This is a genomic window from Mangrovimonas sp. YM274, assembly GCF_030908385.1.
Classification (GTDB): domain Bacteria; phylum Bacteroidota; class Bacteroidia; order Flavobacteriales; family Flavobacteriaceae; genus Mangrovimonas_A.
The window spans coordinates 3348656-3367760 of sequence record NZ_CP133091.1 but is presented as its reverse complement, the minus strand read 5'-3'; the positions used below and the strand labels follow the sequence as shown (position 1 = coordinate 3367760).

Here is a 19105-nt window from a genome sequence, read left to right as displayed (position 1 = left end):
TTTTATGAAAAAATTATTCTTCTATTGCAATGCTTTCTCCAATTTGAGATCCAATTACATTTAATACATTGCCATCGGCATCGGTTACAAATACTGCAAGATGAATATTTGAACTGTCAGCGATATTAGAGTCTAATTCAAAGCTATAGCTTTTATTGTAAAGGTTTGTTTCAGCATCTAGATCCGACGAAGTTAGTTCTTCTCCAAATAATCCAGTTGGGACTTGTCTTAATACGTTCTCGTGAACAAAATCTGTGATGTAGTCTGCTCCTCCATAATATTCTGTATAGTTTGTTTGTTCATAAATTAAACCGTCTTCAAGCACGTAAACAACTAGTTTAACTTCGGAAAGAGAGTTGTCAAGAATATCAGTAGAAACATCAATGCTTAGTGTATTGCCATTTAATTCAGAAGTTACTCCTAAAGCGGCAGGTGAAATGTTTTGAGTTAGATTCACAACTTGACCTACATAACTAGGTTCAGGAGTTGCCCACTCCGTAGTACGGTTTAACATAGCTGTAGGGTAGCCACCTAAACCAATAAAGGATTCTAAACTTCCTGCAGGGAAATTGAAAGGATCAATAGCGCTGCTGTATCTATGAATAGCTGCAACTACAACTTCTTCTGTGGCTTCTTCTACAAGTTCAATGCCGTAGGAAACTCTAGGGCACCATCCACACCAAGTCCCTGTAAAATCTTCAATTAAGGCCTTTGATGGATATCCAACTAGAATTGATTTCTCGTTGCTTTGCAATGTTTCGTGTGTTGCAGTTATAATGTCTACACCTCTAGTTTCTGCCGTATATGTGTTTCCAGTAATTTCTTCTCCATTAACATAAAATGTGGCTTCAGAAGTTAAATTGTTTCCTTGGTTTCCTAGGGCATTTAAAGTAATGACTTCTCCAGGGAATACACTGGATTTGTTAGAGCTAACTACTAGGGAAGAAATGTTTACAGAGATATTGTTACTCGTAGTGTTACCAACTTTAGCATTTACTACGAATGTACCTGGCTGAGTAGGAGTGTATGGATTTTCTGAGATTTGCATTCCTGAAAAATAAATAGTAGCCTGAGAAGTAATATTGGCATTGCCTTCGTCTAAAACCGTAAAGGTTATGGATTGACCAAGGTTTATGTCATTGTTGTCCACGGACAAAGTAATAGATGAGGCTTGTCCTCCATTTCCGTCATCAGAGGAACTACAGGAAACTAGGGCTGAAGATACAACTAAAAAAAATAGCTGAAGTAAACGAGTTGTTTTCATAAAGTTATGTTAGGGTTATAATTTTCAAGAGCCGAATATAAATATTTTGTATTAAAATATTGTTAATACGACTGAAATTCATAAAAAAAAACATTAATGGATTGAATTTTCATAAAAAAAAATAACTTTGCGCGTGAATTTTCAAAACCCCTACATGATGAAAAGCTTTATAACCTTGTTTTTTGTGCTAACGTTTGGTCTTTTTGTTAAAGCCCAAGATGTGTTGCCTAATTTACATTTGGAAAATCTGGATGGAGAAACCGTTGCCTTGCAAGATATATCTAAGGATGGTCAATTGGTAGTTGTTTCGCTTTGGGCAACTTGGTGTGTGCCTTGTAAAAATGAATTAGATGCGATTGGAGATGTATATGTCGATTGGATGGATGAAACTAATGTTAAATTGTATGCTATTTCGGTTGATGATTCAAGAACAGTGAAACGTGTTAAACCATTGGTAAATGGTAAAGGTTGGGAGTTTGAGGTATTGTTGGATACTAATGGTGATTTAAAAAGACAGTTAAATGCGCCTACTATTCCAGTAACTTTAATAGTTAAGGACAATAAAATTCTTTTTAGACATTCCGGTTACGCTCCTGGTAGTGAGGAGGAACTTTACGAGAAAATTAAGGAATTCTCCAAGTAATATTTAAATCCCAATAACTAAATGAACTATTCGAAATTTGCGGTATTTGTACTGCTATGGACTGCTTTTGCCCAAGCTCAGGATTACGGCCAATTGAGTGGAGGTCTAGAGTCTAACTCTCAATATTATGTCGATGACCCCAAAACAGGTGATTTTTTAGAGGATGATCACTTTAGAACAAATAACTATTTACGTTTAAATTATACTTTTAAAAATTGGTTTGCCAATGCTCAGTTAGAGTCTTATGAGCCTCGAGCTTTATTGAACTATTATCCAAAGTATGAGGGGACGGATTTGGGTACATTTGCCTTTGGTTATAAATCCCAAAAATTAGAGGTTACAGTTGGGCATTTTTACGAGCAGTTTGGAAGCGGATTGGTGCTTAGAACATGGGAAGATCGTCAGTTGGGAATTAATAATTCAATACGAGGAGGCCATGTAACTTACAGGCCTTTTAGTACAGTTCAACTTACGGCTTTGTATGGAAGGCAACGCGATGGCTTTGAGGTTTCAAGAGGTGATATCTATGGGTTCAATACAGAACTGGATTTAGGAGGTTTTTTAAATTTCGAAACTACAGGTCTGGATTTTGGATTTAGTTATGTGGGGAGATATGAAGATTTGGAGGTCGAGAATCCAAATTTTGATCCTATGACTAATGCTTTTTCCGCTAGATTGGATTTTTCGGAAGGTAATTTTTATGCCTCTGGGGAGTATGTTTTGAAAGATGATGACATGTATCAAGAGTTGGGTAATTTATATGAGGATAGTTATTTTAATGGTAATGCATTTTTGTTGAATCTTGGTTTTGCTAAGTCTGGTTTGGGGCTTGATGCTACATTCAGGAGGATGGAAAATATGGCCTTTTACTCTCAGCGAGATCAAGGGCAGTATGGAAATAACCCGTTTAACCAAGACGTAGTCAATTATTTGCCAGCATTAACAAAGCAACATGATTATAGTTTGACCAATATTTATGTTTACCAATCACAACCAAGACTGGTGTTTAATCCTCTTCCTAAAGCTGGAGAGATAGGGGGGCAGATAGATTTTTATCAAAGGTTTAAACGCGGTACTGTTCTAGGTGGTAAGTACGGTACTAAAATAGCATTTAACTTTTCGACTTGGTATGGTTTAGATAGTGAATTTAATGTTACAGATAAGACCTATGAATCTGGTCCATTTTTAGGTTTTGGTAAAAAGTATTTTCAAGAGTTTAGTTTTGAGCTTAGAAAAAAAATATCGTCAAAATGGTCCACAATTGTGACGGTTGTAGAAACCTACTATAATACAAAATATGTTGAAGACAGGACGGGGGAAGTAGATGCCTTTATTGCAATTGCTGAGGCTACCTATAAGTTTGGATCAAGTAAGTCAATTAGGTTTGAGGGGCAGCATTTGTGGTCTAATGATAAGGATCATGATAGGGCTAAAAACTGGGCAGGAGGTACTTTGGAGTATAATTTCAATTCAAATTTTGCTGTATTTGCGACAGATATTTGGAATTATGGAAATCCAGATGAAGATAAGCAAATTCATTATTACAGTTTCGGAGGAAGTTTTACAAAGGGAGCTACTAGAATTGGAGCGAGTTACGGAAGACAGCGAGGGGGATTAATTTGCGTAGGTGGTATTTGTAGATTTGTGCCAGAAAACACAGGGTTTACTTTAAACATTGCTACAGCTTTCTAAATTGAAGGTTTACATAATTAAAAAAGGAGCGCATAATTTGCGCTCCTTTTTTTAAATAGTTCATTCTTTATTGGTTTCAAATTAGGGTCTAAAACCCTGCAATTTTATTGCAGCACTTTAGTTATATGGAAAATTTTATCTTTATGGGATGTCGGAATTTCAGTGCAAAGGATCTCATACAGTAAGTCGGTTGAGTTGTTATATAGTATGGTCAACGAAGTATCGATATAAAGTGTTAACTGGAGATATTCAATTGCGTTGTCGAGATTTACTGATTCAAATATGTGAAGCAGAAGAATTAGAGATATTAAAAGGAGTTGTAAGTTCAGACCATGTTCATCTTCATGTAGAATATTCGCCAAAGCAAAGTATTAGTTTTTTAGTAAAACAGCTAAAGGGTAGGAGTTCAAGGAAATTACAGCAGGAGTTTCCGCAACTACGAAAAATGTATTGGGGCAAACATTTTTGGGCAACAGGATATGGCGTTTGGAGTACAGGAAATATAACAGATGAGATGGTAAATGAATATTTGGAGCATCATAGAAAACCCAATTCAGATAATTCTAATTTCATATTAGAGTAAAAAAAAGAGGGACTTTAGTCCCTTGTATAACAAACCTATGGACTTCCAGTCCATAGTGGTTTAGTTTACAACCAATTTAGTGTTCAAAAGTATTTTTGAATTGTCTTTAACTTGTAACAGGTATAATCCAGAATCCAACTTTAAATTGAAAGTATTGTGTTCTGTAAGTGAGGTTTTGGTTTGATAGACTTGTTTTCCAGTAAGATCATAAATGGCTATTTCAGCAGTGGCTATTTCCGAAGAACTTAGTATACTCATTTGATCCTTTATTGGGTTTTGAGAAAGTTTTACGACATCCATTTCTAAAGATGAAAGACTTAATGAGTTTTCCAAAATTTCGGCCAGGGCAAAAGCAACATTGCCAGAAGTTAGGGTGACATGAGGCTCGTTACCGGCAGGGATGTAGGTGTTGTCAAAAGGCGAGGAAGAGGTCGTTGGAGCTATGTACCAGTTGCTGTCACTTATAGAAAGCGCGCTTAAAGTTGGTATAAAACAGAAGTATTGTGAATTTAAGTTGTCCACAAATTCCGAAATTAAATCTACAGACTCATCCCCGAAGGAATACAGGTCGAATTGTCCTCCTGGAGCACTGTCCAAGCCGTCTGACGTGGCTGGTGATTCTGCGGTTGCCTCAAAATTATAAACGTCTATCCAATTGTTGAAAATATTAATCTGTCCAACCAAATCGGCTACTGTAATTGTTTGTGACGCTAAAGGAGCAAAATTAATGGCAATGGTAGCTTGCGTTTGGGATGTTCCCACAACACCGGTATCAAAAGCATGATTGATTAATTCCATTCCAGGGGTCCCTGTCATTTCGCCTGTGCCACTACCGTTAACAATGGCGACGTTTCTAGAATCTTGCGGCATTCCCATAGTGTTTATTTCAGTTTGGAAGACATCTCTGAAATTTGGAGCTCCTACTGGCAATGTTATGGTTGGGTCTTGGTCTACATCGGATCCTGATTGCAGATGTCCCAAATAATGGTCAATCAACATTTGTTTTGCGGCAGCACTGTTCAGGAATCCGTTTACTAAGTTCTCGGCTTCTGCAATTGCAGGATCCCCGTTATACATGTAATTGAACATATATTGAATTCCCATTGGCACATTGGCTCCTAAGTGTGGTGTGTCAAACGAGATGAACAGCCGGGTGTCATGTTCCATACTGTTTTGCTCCATATAGCGCAACGCGTACTGAGCAACCAATCCTCCCATACTAGGGCCGATTACTACATTTTGTTCGTTCCCTTCTTTAAGTGCATTTAAGGTTTCTATTAGTTCGGTAAGTGTAAAGGCGTTTCTTTGAATAAAGTCTGCCCCTCCATTTATTTCTGTAGAATTATCCGTACTGCTGGTATAGGTTGGAAAATTTAAAACAACGATATCAAAGCCTTCATCACGTAAAGCATCAGCAAGGTTTTGGACAGGTTCTCCATAGTCCAATAAACTGTACATTAGGTCGATGGTTCTGGAGTCATTGGGGTCAAATCCATCTGTTATTATTATGGGCTTGTCAAAGACGCCGTCAATGTTATCGTAGTAAATTTTGTATTCTCCTGTTCCTGCATGTGCAGAGGTTTCATCAAAACCTTGGTAGGTTATGGAGGAGTTTATGGATGTGATGTCACTTTCGCCTCCCGGGGTTTGTCCGTAAAATAGGAAAGGGATGGTTAAGAAAGAGAAAAGAGAAAAGTAATTTAATTTCATATGAGGTCGATTTATGATTAATGGAAATTAAAGATACGAATAATTTCAGTGCGTTAGAATTCAGAAGCATAAAGGGAGTTGCGGCGCCAAAAAAAACCTCAAAAGTTAACTTTTGAGGTTTCTTGTATTTAGAAATAATATGTCTTAGCCTAAGAACGGGTAACGATAGTCTGTAGGTGTTACAAAGGTTTCTTTGATTAATCTTGGGGAAACCCAACGCAGTAAGTTTTGCGCGCTACCTGCCTTGTCATTAGTTCCTGAAGCTCGAGCTCCTCCAAAAGGTTGTTGTCCTACAACTGCCCCGGTAGGCTTATCGTTAATGTAGAAGTTTCCAGCACTATTTTGTAAAGCTTTAGTGGCTTCCTCAACGGCGTATCTGTCCGTAGAAAGAATGGCGCCTGTAAGAGCATATTCACTTGTTTCGTCTACCAATTTCAAAGTTTCAGAATAAGCCTCGGCATCGTATACATAAATAGTAATTACTGGACCGAATAGTTCCGTACACATGGTAGTATACTTTGGATTGGTAGTCACAATCACAGTTGGCTCAATAAAGTAGCCTTTAGATTTGTCGTAGTTTCCTCCGGCAATAATTTCAGCATCGCTGTCTGCTTTAGCGCCGTCGATATATTTAGCAAGTTTGTCAAAAGATCCTTCGTGAATTACGGCGGTGATAAAGTTATTCATGTCTTCAGGAGATCCCATTTTAAAAGATTTCAAATCTTCTATGACATAGTCCTTAACTTGGTCCCAAATAGTATTAGGAATATACGCTCTTGAAGCTGCGCTACATTTTTGTCCTTGGAATTCAAAAGCGCCTCTTACAATAGCTGTCGCTACTTGTTTAGGGTTGGCAGTTTTGTGGGCTACAATAAAGTCTTTTCCTCCAGTTTCACCTACAATTCTAGGATATGTTTTATAGTTGTGGATGTTTTCTCCTATTTTTTTCCAAAGTTCTTTGAAAACAAATGTTGATCCTGTAAAGTGCAAACCTGAAAAATCTGGACTCGCCATTACGGTATCTGTAATCATTGCTGGATCTCCGAATACCACGTTAATAACACCTGCAGGAACTCCAGCTTCCTTGAATACATCCATAATTACTTTTGCAGAATATACTTGGCTGTCACTAGGTTTCCAAACCACAACATTTCCCATTAGGGCCATACATGCAGGTAAGTTTCCTGCGATTGCTGTAAAGTTGAAGGGAGTTACGGCGTAGGTGAATCCCTCTAGAGGACGGTATTCAACTCTGTTCCAAGCATCGCTTGTGCTTTCTGGCTGCTCATGGTATATGTCTGCCATAAACTGCACGTTAAAACGTAAGAAGTCTACCAATTCACACGCTGAATCAATTTCTGCCTGGTGGATGGTTTTAGACTGTGCAATCATGGTGGCCGCATTTATTTTGTCTCGGTAAGGTCCTGCAACCAATTCTGCAGCTTTTAAAAAGATGCCTGCGCGTTGTTCCCATGGAAGTTGCGACCAAGTTTTTCTAGCTTCTAAAGCCGTAGCTATGGCTTCTTCTACATGCGATTTTTCTGCAAGATGGTAGGTTCCAACGATATGTTGGTGGTCGTGAGGCGGAGACATAGTGCGGGTATTCCCTGTTTCTACATCTTGACCATTGATATATAGTGGTACGTCCACTTTGCTATTGAACATTTCTTTGTAAGCTTTCAAAACAGCTTCGCGTTCCGGAGATCCGGGAGCGTAAGATTTTACCGGTTCGTTGATAGCAACGGGTACGTTAAAAAATCCTTTTCCCATGGGTATTCTATTTATAGGGTTATTGAAAATATCGAAAATCAAAGGTACAATTTTTTGGAAATGTACGGGAACGATACTTTCATAAAACCATATTAAAAAGCCGTGACATTTTGAGAGTTATGTGCGAGTTCTTTTTGTTGAAAATTACTGGAAATCGAATATGACCGGATCTTTTGAAGTGCATCTATTCCCATGGAAGTCTAAAATGAAACCTAATGATTTAAAAAAAATATTCAAGATACCTTTAATTAAGGGCAAAAGGTGCACTTAGCTTAAAAGCAGGAATGTAAACTTTGAAATTGTTTGTCGTGGTAAAGTTAACCATATTGTAGTAGCCTTTCATGGCTCCAAAGGGAGAGGTTAGCAGGCAGCCAGAATTGTAGGTGTGCGACTCGCCTGGCTGCAGTACAGGTTTTTTACCAATAACACCTTCGCCTTCTACAATTTCAACATTGTTGAGGGCGTCATAAATTTTCCAGTGTCTTGAATTGAGTTGTACAGCGTCCTTTCCTTGGTTTTCAATGGTTACTTTATAGCCAAAGGCAAAGTGCACTTTATAGTTTTTATAAAATGTACCTTCAAATGTGGTGTCTACGGAAATCTTGATACCGCTTGTAACTTGTTGTACCATACAAATAACCTTAAGCAGCTAAATTAATGTATTTTTCTTTTGTTTGTTCATTTTTGGCTTTTTGGCGCCATATTTTTAACAACTTTAAGGTTTTTAAGGGTCATTTTAAGTTGAATTTATGATTTTTCACAAATGTTTCCAACACCTTAAAGAAATTTATAATATCGGTTTCATCCAGAACCGAATTAATGGTAACCAGACGGATGAATTCGTGTTCCTTAAAAACGCCATAACTTACCATAAGTTGGGCTTCTTTATAGAGTGCTGTGCACAATTCTTTTGCGGGGGTGCTTTTGTAGTTGAAGCACACCGAAATTGAATTGTCAAAACTAAAGAGAGTGTAATCTGGGTGGTTGTTAATGTAACTTCTTGCTACATCTGCCAATAGAAATTGTTTGTTTACTATACGCTCTAAGCCTTGTGAACCGATACTTTTCCATAAAGTCCAAAATTTCAAAGCATCATTACGTCTTCCGCATTGCAAGGAAGTTTTGCCCAGGTTGTATTCGTCGCCATCAGTTTGGTATAAGTACTCAGCTTCATTGGAAAAGGATATATGAAGGTCTTCTGAGTTTTGGGTAACGATAATGGAGCAGCTTAACGGTGTCCCCAGCATTTTATGGGCGTTAACACTAAACGAATCTGTTAATTCCACACCATTGACCAAATGTTTGTATGTCTCGCTAAAAATAACTGAGCCACAATAGGCGCCATCCAAGTGTAGCCAAAGATTGTATTTACTACTTACTTTATGGATAAGACTAACATCATCAAAAGCTCCCATAACGGTTGTGCCTGCAGTGCAGTTAACAAAAAAAGGATGATAACCTTCTTCAAGATCTTTTTGGATTTTTAGCTCAAGGTCTTCTGCTAGCATTTCTCCATGGTTGTTGGTTTTTACTTCGCGCACCTGATCTCTTCCAATGCCCATTAATGCTGCATTTTTGTTGATGGAATAATGGGATACCTCCGAAGTATAAATAATCATTTTAGAGGTCACTCCTTTTCTTGGGGCATATTTGTCGTATTTATCTCGAGCCATTACCATAGCCATAAAATTGCTCATAGAGCCTCCTGGAGCAAAGGTGCCATCGCTGTTTGGTCCGTACCCTACTATTTCGCATATTTTTTTAAGGATAATTTTTTCGATTCCTATTTGGGGGCCACCAATCTTGTAGGTGTACATGCTGGTATTTAGCATTACGGCTAAAAGGTCTCCTAAAGTAGCCTTGTCCAATCGGCCTCCATACAATTGGTTGAAAAAGGAGGAGGAAGCAGTTTTAGGAGTGTATTTGATGATTTCAATTAATTCGGCTTTGAAGTCGTCGGCAGAAGTTGGTGTGTCCGGCAGCGATAAATCCAGTTTATCGTAAAGAAGCTCCGTTTCAATTGGCTTGGCAACTGGCTGGCTTTGTTCTTCTTCTAGAAGTACTTGGACTAATTCGTTAAACAACTTTAAATCTTCATCCATGAATTAAGCTTTATGTTCTGAAACTTCAGATAAGCCTAAATTTAATGAAAATTAATATCAAACTAGCTGAAAGCTAGGGGATTTTAAGTTTGGGCTAGGTTGATTGCTCTCACAATCATTGAATTATTTTATTTAGTTTGTAATGTTTACAGAAGAGCCTTCTCCTATTCCTATTAGTCTATCATAACGTGCGCCGAGATCGCGATAATAAACCAACACCTTGTAATTATTTTCGGTTTGATAATAATTACCGCAAATCGCTCCTTCGTCTAAAGTTCCATTTGCATCACGAATTACATATTTATAGTTGTAAAAACCTTGTTTTAGTTTTATGACAGCTTCATAAATACCTTTGGTGGGGTTGTAGGCCATTTTGTTACTTTCATCTGTAGAATAGTTGTTGTAATTGCCATATACATAGATAGATTGACCTTGGGGTAATTCTGGGTATAGTAAAGAAAAGTGAATATTGGTGTAATCGGCTTCTATGGATACATTGTCGGTATCTAAGGCTGTGATTACAAAATTTCCGTTGATATCTGGGTTGTAGGTGTAAGGTTGCCCAGCTCGAGCTGTATTGGTAAATAGAAATCCGTGGTAAATATCTCTTAAATCAATAAACTGAACTCCTACATTGGCTGCTCGAACATCCTTGTTCTCAAAAAATAAATACTCATTGCCACCCCAAAAACTGGATTCAGTGGTATACTTATAAATGAGTTCATTGCCCATCGTATACTGTGGTTTTAGGTTGGAAATAGCAGTGTTAAGATTGTTGTTTTGAATGACTAGGGTTTTTATGGTTTCGCTTGGATTGTTAAGGTTTAAACTTCTTGAGTTAATGATGAAGTCAACGGATTGTTTTTCGTTGATAACACTAACGTCTCTTGAGCGCTTTAAGGTGACGCCAACGCTTACTAAGTCTTCGTAAACCATAAATTTTCTGGAAAACATCAGTTCTTCATATTGGTCGTAAACGGAAATTAAATAATTCCCACTTTTTAAAATGCCTCCGGTTTGGTTGTTGGGGATTTGGAGTGTATAGTGCGAATAGATTTGGTAGGTGTTAAATGAGTTTTCATAATCCCTAATACGTTGGTTGTCAAAGCCCTTTAAGTATTCCGATTTTACAAGTTGGGATGGAGTCCAATCAAAATTAAAATGCTCAATGACATAGTAGAAGTCTTCCTCGTCTCCAGTTAGGGCATCAAATTCTAAAACGAGAGGTTGCCCCAAGGTTAAAATAGGGAGTTGGCTCTCTTGGGTATCACCTTTGAAGGTGATGGTTTTAATGAAATATGGTGGGGGAACTTCGCTAACTTGTGAGAAAATAATGATTGGAAAAAGGAAAGTAAAGGCTAATAGGTTGAATTTTGATGTCATTAAAATCTTATTTTGATGTAAATATAGTTAATTTTATAGGACGTAAATTTTGTTTATTTAGAATTGGTATAAATAAATAACATGCTATTATTTCAAATATAATTTAGGTATTAATTCGTAAATTTGCGTCGATTTTTAGACAATTAATTTCAATATCAAACATATGTCAAACGACATTAAGATTAAAAAAGGTCTGAATATAAACCTAAAAGGTGAAGCTGATAGATCAACGGAAAATGCGATCGTCAGTAATTTCTGCACCATCAGGCCAGAAGACTTTCACGGCGTTACCCCAAAATTAGTAGCAAAAGAAGGCGCAAAAGTAAAGGCAGGTGAAACTGTTTTTTATGATAAAGCGAATGAACTTGTGAAATTTGTCTCTCCAGTTTCAGGAGAGGTTATCGAGGTACAACGTGGTGCAAAACGAAGAATTTTAGCAATTAAGATCCAAGCGGATAAAGAGCAATCTTACCTGGATAGCGGCAAATTAGATGTAGCTTCTGCAAATGCAGATGCTATCAAATCTTATTTGTTGGCATCGGGTTGTTGGCCATTTATCAAGCAACGCCCTTATGATGTTATTGCCAATCCAGACAAGAGCCCGAAGGCTATTTTTGTGTCGGCATATGCATCGGCGCCTTTGGCAGCAGATTATGATTATGTGTTGCAAGGAAAAGAGGCTGAGCTTCAAGTTGCCATTACGGCGCTAGGAAAACTTACGGACGGTGCTGTGCATGTGTCTGTTGGAGCGGGTTCCAATTCGCCATTGGTAGGTCTTTCAGGGGTAACTTTACATAAAGTGTCTGGACCACACCCTGTAGGGAATGTTGGGACGCAAATCAATAAAATAGATCCAATTAATAAAGGAGAGGTGGTTTGGACCGTAACTCCTCAAGATCTTGTAATTATTGGAGAAATGTTGCTTACCGGGAAGTTCAACGCCGAGCGTATAGTTGCTTTAGCAGGATCTTCAGTGAAAAAACCTAGATACTTCAGAACCAAAATTGGAAGTGAAGTGGCTACTATGGTTTATGATAATGGAATTGATAAGGATAGCAATTGCAGAATAATCTCTGGAAATGTACTCACAGGAAAACACGTAAAGCCAGATGGATGTTTGGATTACTACAGTAACACAGTTACAGTAATTCCTGAAGGGGACGATTATGAGTTTTTTGGGTGGAACAAACCTGTTTTCAATAAAATATCAACCTCTAGAGCGATGACTTTTTCATGGTTGAACCCTAAGAAGAAGTTTGATCTAGATACCAATACCAACGGAGAGCACAGAGCATTTGTGGTGACTGGAAATTATGAGGAAGTATTTCCTTTAGATATGTATCCAATGCAACTTCTTAAGGCCTGTATGTACAAGGACCTTGATGAGATGGAAGCTTTGGGTATGTATGAAGTTGCTCCAGAAGATTTTGCTTTGACCGAATTTATTTGTGTGTCTAAACAACCTCACCAAAAGATTATTAGAGAAGGTTTGGACTTAATGATTAAAGAAATAGGATAGCCATGAGTTTGAAAAGTACATTACATAACTTAAAAGAAAAGTATAAAGGCACCAAAATGGCCCCTGCGTTTAACGCATTGCATACTTTTTTATACTTGCCTAACGAAACCACTCATGGTGGAACTCACATAAAGGCTGCCGACGATTTAAAGCGTACCATGAATACGGTAATCATGGCGTTGATCCCGTGTTTGATTTTTGGTATGTTCAATGCAGGATACCAACACTTTAATGCCTTGGGTACTCCTGTTGACTTTATGTCTTGGGATGCGTTTTATATTGGATTGATTAAAATATTACCGCTAGTAATCGTGTCTTATGGTGTTGGACTTGGAATTGAATTCTTGTTTGCCATCATAAAAGGACATGAGGTAGAGGAAGGTTACTTGGTAACTGGAATGTTGGTACCACTTATTGTACCTATTGATTTGCCATTATGGATGTTGGCTGTTGCCGTAGCATTTGGTGTGGTAATTGGTAAAGAAGTTTTTGGTGGTACAGGGATGAACATCCTTAACCCTGCCTTGACTATTCGTGCGTTTTTATTCTTCGCATATCCAACTTGGATGTCTGGAGATAAGGTATGGGTGCACGGTGCTGTTGAGCGTGCCAATGAAATTGCTGGTGGAGCAAATGTTGATGCCATTTCTGGGGAAACAATTTTGGGAAGTTTAGCTCAAGGTCATGATGCCGGTTACTCTGTGGTCGATATGTTTTATGGGTTTATTCCAGGTTCTGTTGGTGAGACGTCTACATTCTTAATCCTTTTGGGAGGATTGTTCTTGATCTTTACTAAAATTGGAAGTTGGAGAATTATGTTGTCTTCTGTTTTGGGAGCCTTGGTTATGGGATTGATCTTTAACAGTGTTGTAGATGCTGGTTGGATAACTGAAAGCAGTAAATTCTATGGACTAATGAGTACTGAATTCTGGCACCATTTATTAATTGGAGGTTTTGCCTTTGGTACTGTGTTTATGGCCACAGATCCTGTAACGGCTTCGCAAACCAACAAAGGAAAATGGATATATGGTTTCTTGGTTGGATTTATTTCAATCTTGATCCGTGTGTTCAACCCAGCTTACCCAGAAGGTGTGATGTTGGCCATTTTATTGATGAACGTATTTGCACCGACCATTGACCACTATGTGGTACAAGGAAATGTTAAGAAAAGAATGAAACGTTTAAAAGCAAAAACAGCTTAAGATGAGTAATAAAACAGATAGTAACGTATATACCGTATTGTTTGCCATTGGTATGGTAGTGGTAGTAGGAGCTTTGTTGGCCTTTACTGCGGCGTCACTTAAGGGTACAATTGGAAAAAATGTGGAGTTGGAGAAAAAACAAAACATTTTGTACGCTATGGGTGTTAATGAAAATGATGAAAGTAGCGCTGTTTTTGTAGATAAGTCTGAAGCTCCAGAATTGTTTTCAAAATATATCACTAAGCAGTTGGTAATGCAAGGTGGAGAAGTTTCTGAAGATGACAACGCTTATTTAATAGATATTAAAAAGGCAAAGGAAGCTGCTGAAGGTGATGCTTCCAAAAGACAATTGCCAATATTTGTAGGAGAGAAGGATGGTAAAACATTTTATATTGCTCCAGTATATGGTAAAGGACTTTGGGATGCTATTTGGGGCTATGTTTCTATGGACGAAAACATGGTGGTTCAAGGCGCTTATTTTGATCATAAAGGGGAAACTCCTGGTCTTGGGGCCAATATTAAAGAGCGTTTCTTTATGGACGACTTTATTGGAGAGCATCTATTGGATAGCAGCGGAAATTTCAAAGGGATTGATGTGGCTAAAGGGAATGCTGACCCTAAAAACGAAAACAAAACCGATAATGAGGTAGACGCCATTGCGGGGGCAACTATTACTGGTAATGGTGTTGCAGCAATGTTGAAGAGCGACTTACAGTTGTACAAGCCTTTTTTCGATAACTTAAAAAACAATTAATAAGATATGGGACTTTTATCTAAAAAAGACGCCAAGTTAATTACAGACCCATTAGCGGACAATAACCCTATTACCATTCAGGTATTGGGTATTTGTTCAGCCTTGGCTATTACTGCTCAATTAAAAGCGTCTATAGTAATGGCTGTTTCGGTAATGTTTGTATTGGGAATTGGTAACGTAGTTATTTCATTAATCAGAAACATTATCCCTTCTAAAATTAGAATTATTGTTCAGCTAACAGTAGTGGCTGCGTTGGTAATTATCGTAGACCAGGTGCTGAAAGCTTTTGCATACGAACTTAGTAAAACATTATCTGTATTCGTTGGTTTGATTATTACCAACTGTATCATTATGGGACGTTTTGAAGCGTTTGCGCTTGGTAACGGACCTTGGAAATCCTTTTTAGATGGTATTGGTAATGCATTAGGATACGGGGTTATCCTGGTTATTGTTGGATTCTTTAGAGAACTTTTAGGATCTGGAACCCTATTAGGGTTTAAGGTTTTGGGAGATCCAATTGAAAAAACAGGATTATACGCTTTAGGATACGAAAACAACGGATTTATGTTGTTATCTCCAATGGCATTGATTGTGGTAGGTATCATTATTTGGGTACAACGTAGCAGAAACAAAGATTTAATTGAAGATTAATCCCTCGGGGGTTACTTAAAAAGATAGATTATGTTAGAGCACATAGAATTATTTTTCAAATCGATATTTATAGACAACATGGTATTTGCCACGTTCTTAGGAATGTGTTCTTACTTGGCTGTGTCTAAAAAAGTATCTACAGCTGTAGGTCTAGGAGCTGCGGTAATATTTGTATTAGCGGTTACTGTACCAGTTAACTGGCTGTTGGATCAATATATTTTGCAACCTGGAGCTTTAAAATGGTTAGGGGCTGAGTACGCAGATTATGACTTGAGTTTCCTTTCCTTCATCATGTTTATTGCAACCATCGCAACCATGGTGCAATTGGTAGAAATTGTAGTAGAAAAGTTCTCTCCTGCATTGTATAACTCTTTAGGTATTTTCTTGCCACTTATTGCTGTAAACTGTGCAATTTTGGGAGGATCGTTATTCATGCAATCTCGTGAGATTCCTTCAATAGGATTAGCACTTAACTATGGGCTGTCCTCTGGTATAGGATGGTTCTTGGCTATTTTGGCAATTGCTGCTATCCGCGAGAAAATTAGATATTCCAATGTTCCAGCGCCGTTGAGAGGTTTAGGTATCACGTTTATCATTACAGGGCTTATGGCCATTGGTTTTATGAGTTTTGGTGGTATGTTAACAGGAGGTGATGAAGGTGCTAAAGAAGAGGCTGAAACTGCACAGGTAGAAACTGTAAAGAAGGACACAGAGAATAAGTTAGCTAACAATACAAAAGTAAACGAGTAACATGATATTAGCAGCAGGTACAGTAGGAACCATAGTAGCAACGGTCGCTGCCTTTTTGGTAGTAACACTTTTATTGGTGTCCTTGTTATTATTTGTAAAACAAAAATTATCTCCTTCAGGACCGGTTAAAATTAAAATTAACGGGGAAAAGGAAATTGAAGTAGGATCAGGTGGAACCTTATTATCTACTTTAGGAAATTCAAAAATCTTCTTGCCTTCCGCATGTGGTGGAGGTGGAACTTGTATCCAATGTGAGTGTCATGTATTGTCTGGTGGAGGAGAAGCCTTGCCAACAGAAACACCTCACTTTACTCGTAAAGAGTTACAGCATGGTGCACGTTTGGCATGTCAGGTTAAGGTAAAACAAGACATGGAAATCACCATTCCTGAAGAAGTATTTGGAATTAAGAAGTGGGAAGCTGAAGTTGTACGTAACTACAACGTGGCATCTTTCATTAAGGAATTTGTAGTACGCATCCCAGAGGATATGAACTATAAAGCTGGAGGGTATATCCAAATTGAAATTCCTAAGTGTGAAATTAAATATTCTGATATCGACATTACCGCACACCCAGAAGAGCACGAAACTCCGGATAAGTTTCAAGCTGAATGGGATAAATTTGGGCTTTGGCCATTGGTAATGAAGAATGATGAAACTGTTGAGAGAGCTTACTCTATGGCTTCTTACCCAGCAGAGGGACGTGACATTATGCTTAATGTACGTATTGCTACGCCACCATGGGATAGAGCTAAGAATGGATGGATGGACGTAAATCCAGGTATTGCGTCATCTTATATTTTCTCAAGAAAACCAGGTGATAAAGTGGTTATTTCAGGACCTTATGGTGAATTCTTCATCAACGAGTCAGACGCTGAAATGTTATATGTAGGTGGTGGAGCAGGTATGGCACCAATGCGTTCGCACTTGTACCACTTATTCAAGACTCTTAAAACGGGTAGAAAAGTTACTTACTGGTACGGAGGACGTTCTAAGCGCGAGTTGTTCTATATTGAGCACTTTAGAGCTTTAGAAAGAGATTTCCCTAACTTTAAGTTCTTCTTGGCGTTGTCTGAGCCACTTCCGGAAGATAACTGGAAAGTGAAGAAAGATATTCATGATGAGGCTGGAGATGGATTCGTAGGATTCATTCACAACTGTGTAATCGAAAACTACTTGGATCATCACGATGCTCCTGAAGATATCGAATTATATTTCTGTGGACCGCCGTTAATGAACAAGGCTGTAGAAAAAATGGGACAAGATTTTGGTCTTCCAGATGAAAACATCCGTTTTGATGATTTTGGAGGATAATCCAAATAATAGATACGAAAAAGCCGATTCAATTGAATCGGCTTTTTTTATGGAGAATTTTAGAATAAAACTTCTTTAGGCTTCTTCTCATAGTTAAATAGGACAGCGCAATCCATAACATTGTTGATATTATCCAATTTGCATAGCAATCCTACAACAGCACTTAAACCCTTAAAAAGAGTATTTTTATCCGTGGGATTAGTTGGTTTTTTGTTTCTGTAATGCAAGGGTAGTTTAAAACCGCAAGCCTTTAAAAAAGTGGCTTCAATTTGTAATAACTCCAACGGTGTGTACCCATTAAATCTTCGTCCTAGGTTTTGGTGTACCATTCCCAGGTAATTTAATTCTAAAGAACCATGACCATTTGATAAATGTTTCCATGAATCTTTATGGTCCAAAATGTTTCCCACCGCACACTGCTTGCAACATTCAGGGTTTAAGGTGTCGTTATGAAAGGCATTATATAGCTTTTGAATGGCTTGATCGAATCTATTAGAAGTTATCATAAGATTGATATTTGCTTTAAGTTACTAAAAATTAGATTAATCGAACTGTTTTTGGTGTTAATTGGCTTATTGTTATGTTTTATTTGGATTTTATAGGGCAATGAAATTCCGTAAAGTTTTATTTCTTAAATTAGAACATCCTAATCACATTGATGAAGAATTATATTCAATATTGGATTATCATTCTTTTGCTATCAACTCCATTATTTGGGGGCAATGCGACTGCTCAAATTTCTCAAGATACTTTACGAGTTGGTGTTTACGAATCGGCACCTTTTGTCATTTTTAAGGCTGATGGGAGTATGCATGGGGTTAGCATATGGTTATGGGAGCAAATGGCGCAAGATCTTGATCAACCCTATAAGTTGGTACGCTATACTTCAGAAATGCCTTTAAAGAGGCTTTTGGAAGATTTGGAGATAAATCAAATTGACTTAGCAATTAATCCAATAACCATAACTAGCCACAGGAACAGAAACATTAATTTTACTTATCCATTTTATGTTGGGAATTTGGCAATTGCCCAAAAGAAGGGTACTAAGTGGCATTCCGTACTTAGCGTTCTCAAGGCTATTTTTAGTTATCGCTTGTTGTATCTTGTCATAATATTGGGGTCCTTGGTGTTGGTGTTTGGTTTTTTGATTTGGATGGTAGAAAAACAGAACAATCATTTTGAAAGAGGGGCCAAGGGCTTGGTAAGTAGTTTTTGGTGGTCTGCTGTAACAATGACTACGGTGGGGTATGGAGATAAAGTACCGCTTTCTAATTTGGGGCGTTTTATAGCCTTTGTATGGATGCTGTGCTCATTGATTATTATCGCCATATTTTCGGCCAGTATTACTTCTAGTCTTACGGTTCATGAGCTAACCCAACACACCCATAATTTGGATGATTTCAAGTTGGCTAAGGTAGGAACGGTTGAGGCCTCTGCGACCAGTGAGTATTTAAGTAGAAATTTCTTTCGGAATACAGTTGCCTATCCTGAATTGTTAAAAGGATTAGAAGAACTTAATGAAGGGCATCTTGATTATTTTATTTATGACGAACCTTGGTTGGATTTTCAGCTTAGTAATAACTTGGATTATGCAGCACTCCATCTACTTCCTATTAGGTTTAATGTACAGTTGTATGGAATGCCTATGGCAAAAGCACTCCCTACAGAATTACAAAATCAACTGTCTATAGGGCTGCTGCAATTAACAGAAAGCCGGGATTGGGAATTTCTTTTGGAAGAGTATCAGTTAAAAGAGTACTGATAGGGATT

The 19105-nt window shown here is 37.9% G+C and carries 17 protein-coding genes; 10 read left to right on the top strand and 7 right to left on the bottom strand.

Features of this window, described 5'->3' with window-relative positions; genetic code table 11:
* Window positions 1-13: 13 nt before the first annotated feature.
* The gene (locus RBH95_RS14795) at window positions 14-1264 is read right to left on the bottom strand and encodes an Omp28-related outer membrane protein (protein ID WP_307900341.1); all 1251 of its coding nucleotides are present in this window, start codon (window positions 1262-1264) and stop codon (window positions 14-16) included.
* Between the two features lie 154 nt (window positions 1265-1418).
* Between RBH95_RS14795 and RBH95_RS14790 the strand changes: the two genes are divergently transcribed.
* The 3 genes from RBH95_RS14790 to tnpA all read left to right on the top strand — a co-directional run bounded on the left by RBH95_RS14790 (window position 1419) and on the right by tnpA (window position 4182).
* On the top strand, window positions 1419-1907 hold the full coding sequence (locus RBH95_RS14790; protein ID WP_307900340.1) for a TlpA disulfide reductase family protein: 489 nt from the start codon (window positions 1419-1421) through the stop codon (window positions 1905-1907).
* Between the two features lie 21 nt (window positions 1908-1928).
* Window positions 1929-3599, top strand: coding sequence for a DUF6029 family protein (locus RBH95_RS14785; protein ID WP_307900339.1), 1671 nt, complete (start codon window positions 1929-1931; stop codon window positions 3597-3599).
* A 148-nt stretch (window positions 3600-3747) separates the two neighbouring features.
* Entirely contained in the window at window positions 3748-4182 is a 435-nt protein-coding gene (gene tnpA / locus RBH95_RS14780; protein WP_307900338.1) for an IS200/IS605 family transposase, read from the top strand.
* A 60-nt stretch (window positions 4183-4242) separates the two neighbouring features.
* On the opposite strand, the gene RBH95_RS14775 is transcribed toward tnpA, so the two are convergent.
* The 5 genes from RBH95_RS14775 to RBH95_RS14755 form a co-directional block, all read right to left on the bottom strand.
* On the bottom strand, window positions 4243-5892 hold the full coding sequence (locus RBH95_RS14775) for a T9SS type A sorting domain-containing protein (protein WP_307900337.1): 1650 nt from the start codon (window positions 5890-5892) through the stop codon (window positions 4243-4245).
* A gap of 144 nt (window positions 5893-6036) precedes the next feature.
* Entirely contained in the window at window positions 6037-7662 is a 1626-nt protein-coding gene (gene pruA / locus RBH95_RS14770; RefSeq protein ID WP_307900336.1) for an L-glutamate gamma-semialdehyde dehydrogenase, read from the bottom strand.
* 244 nt (window positions 7663-7906) lie between these two features.
* Entirely contained in the window at window positions 7907-8293 is a 387-nt protein-coding gene (apaG, locus tag RBH95_RS14765; protein WP_307900335.1) for a Co2+/Mg2+ efflux protein ApaG, read from the bottom strand.
* Between the two features lie 100 nt (window positions 8294-8393).
* Window positions 8394-9764 carry a pyridoxal-dependent decarboxylase gene (locus RBH95_RS14760; protein WP_307900334.1) on the bottom strand — a complete coding sequence of 457 codons (1371 nt, stop codon included), beginning with the start codon at window positions 9762-9764 and terminating at the stop codon, window positions 8394-8396.
* Between the two features lie 132 nt (window positions 9765-9896).
* A complete protein-coding gene (locus tag RBH95_RS14755; protein WP_307900333.1) occupies window positions 9897-11147 on the bottom strand; it encodes a type IX secretion system plug protein domain-containing protein in 1251 nt (416 codons plus the stop codon).
* A 163-nt stretch (window positions 11148-11310) separates the two neighbouring features.
* On the opposite strand from RBH95_RS14755, the gene RBH95_RS14750 reads away from it, so the two are divergent.
* Genes RBH95_RS14750 through nqrF form a run of 6 tightly spaced genes read left to right on the top strand, consistent with a single transcriptional unit; the run spans window position 11311 to window position 17335 of the window.
* Window positions 11311-12666, top strand: a complete 1356-nt coding sequence (locus tag RBH95_RS14750) for a Na(+)-translocating NADH-quinone reductase subunit A (protein ID WP_307900332.1) — start codon at window positions 11311-11313, stop codon at window positions 12664-12666.
* Between the two features lie 2 nt (window positions 12667-12668).
* Window positions 12669-13868: an NADH:ubiquinone reductase (Na(+)-transporting) subunit B gene (locus tag RBH95_RS14745; protein WP_307900331.1), complete on the top strand. Its 1200-nt coding sequence runs from the start codon at window positions 12669-12671 to the stop codon at window positions 13866-13868.
* A 1-nt stretch (window position 13869) separates the two neighbouring features.
* A complete protein-coding gene (locus RBH95_RS14740) occupies window positions 13870-14622 on the top strand; it encodes a Na(+)-translocating NADH-quinone reductase subunit C (RefSeq protein WP_307900330.1) in 753 nt (250 codons plus the stop codon).
* A gap of 6 nt (window positions 14623-14628) precedes the next feature.
* A complete protein-coding gene (locus RBH95_RS14735; RefSeq protein WP_307900329.1) occupies window positions 14629-15273 on the top strand; it encodes an NADH:ubiquinone reductase (Na(+)-transporting) subunit D in 645 nt (214 codons plus the stop codon).
* A 30-nt stretch (window positions 15274-15303) separates the two neighbouring features.
* The gene (gene nqrE, locus RBH95_RS14730; protein ID WP_307900328.1) at window positions 15304-16023 is read left to right on the top strand and encodes an NADH:ubiquinone reductase (Na(+)-transporting) subunit E; all 720 of its coding nucleotides are present in this window, start codon (window positions 15304-15306) and stop codon (window positions 16021-16023) included.
* 1 nt (window position 16024) lies between these two features.
* Window positions 16025-17335: an NADH:ubiquinone reductase (Na(+)-transporting) subunit F gene (gene nqrF, locus RBH95_RS14725; protein WP_307900327.1), complete on the top strand. Its 1311-nt coding sequence runs from the start codon at window positions 16025-16027 to the stop codon at window positions 17333-17335.
* 59 nt (window positions 17336-17394) lie between these two features.
* Here nqrF and RBH95_RS14720 read toward each other — a convergent pair whose 3' ends face one another.
* The gene (locus RBH95_RS14720) at window positions 17395-17841 is read right to left on the bottom strand and encodes a Na(+)-translocating NADH-quinone reductase subunit F (protein WP_307900326.1); all 447 of its coding nucleotides are present in this window, start codon (window positions 17839-17841) and stop codon (window positions 17395-17397) included.
* 152 nt (window positions 17842-17993) lie between these two features.
* On the opposite strand from RBH95_RS14720, the gene RBH95_RS14715 reads away from it, so the two are divergent.
* Window positions 17994-19097 carry a transporter substrate-binding domain-containing protein gene (locus tag RBH95_RS14715; RefSeq protein ID WP_307900325.1) on the top strand — a complete coding sequence of 368 codons (1104 nt, stop codon included), beginning with the start codon at window positions 17994-17996 and terminating at the stop codon, window positions 19095-19097.
* Window positions 19098-19105 lie beyond the last annotated feature (8 nt).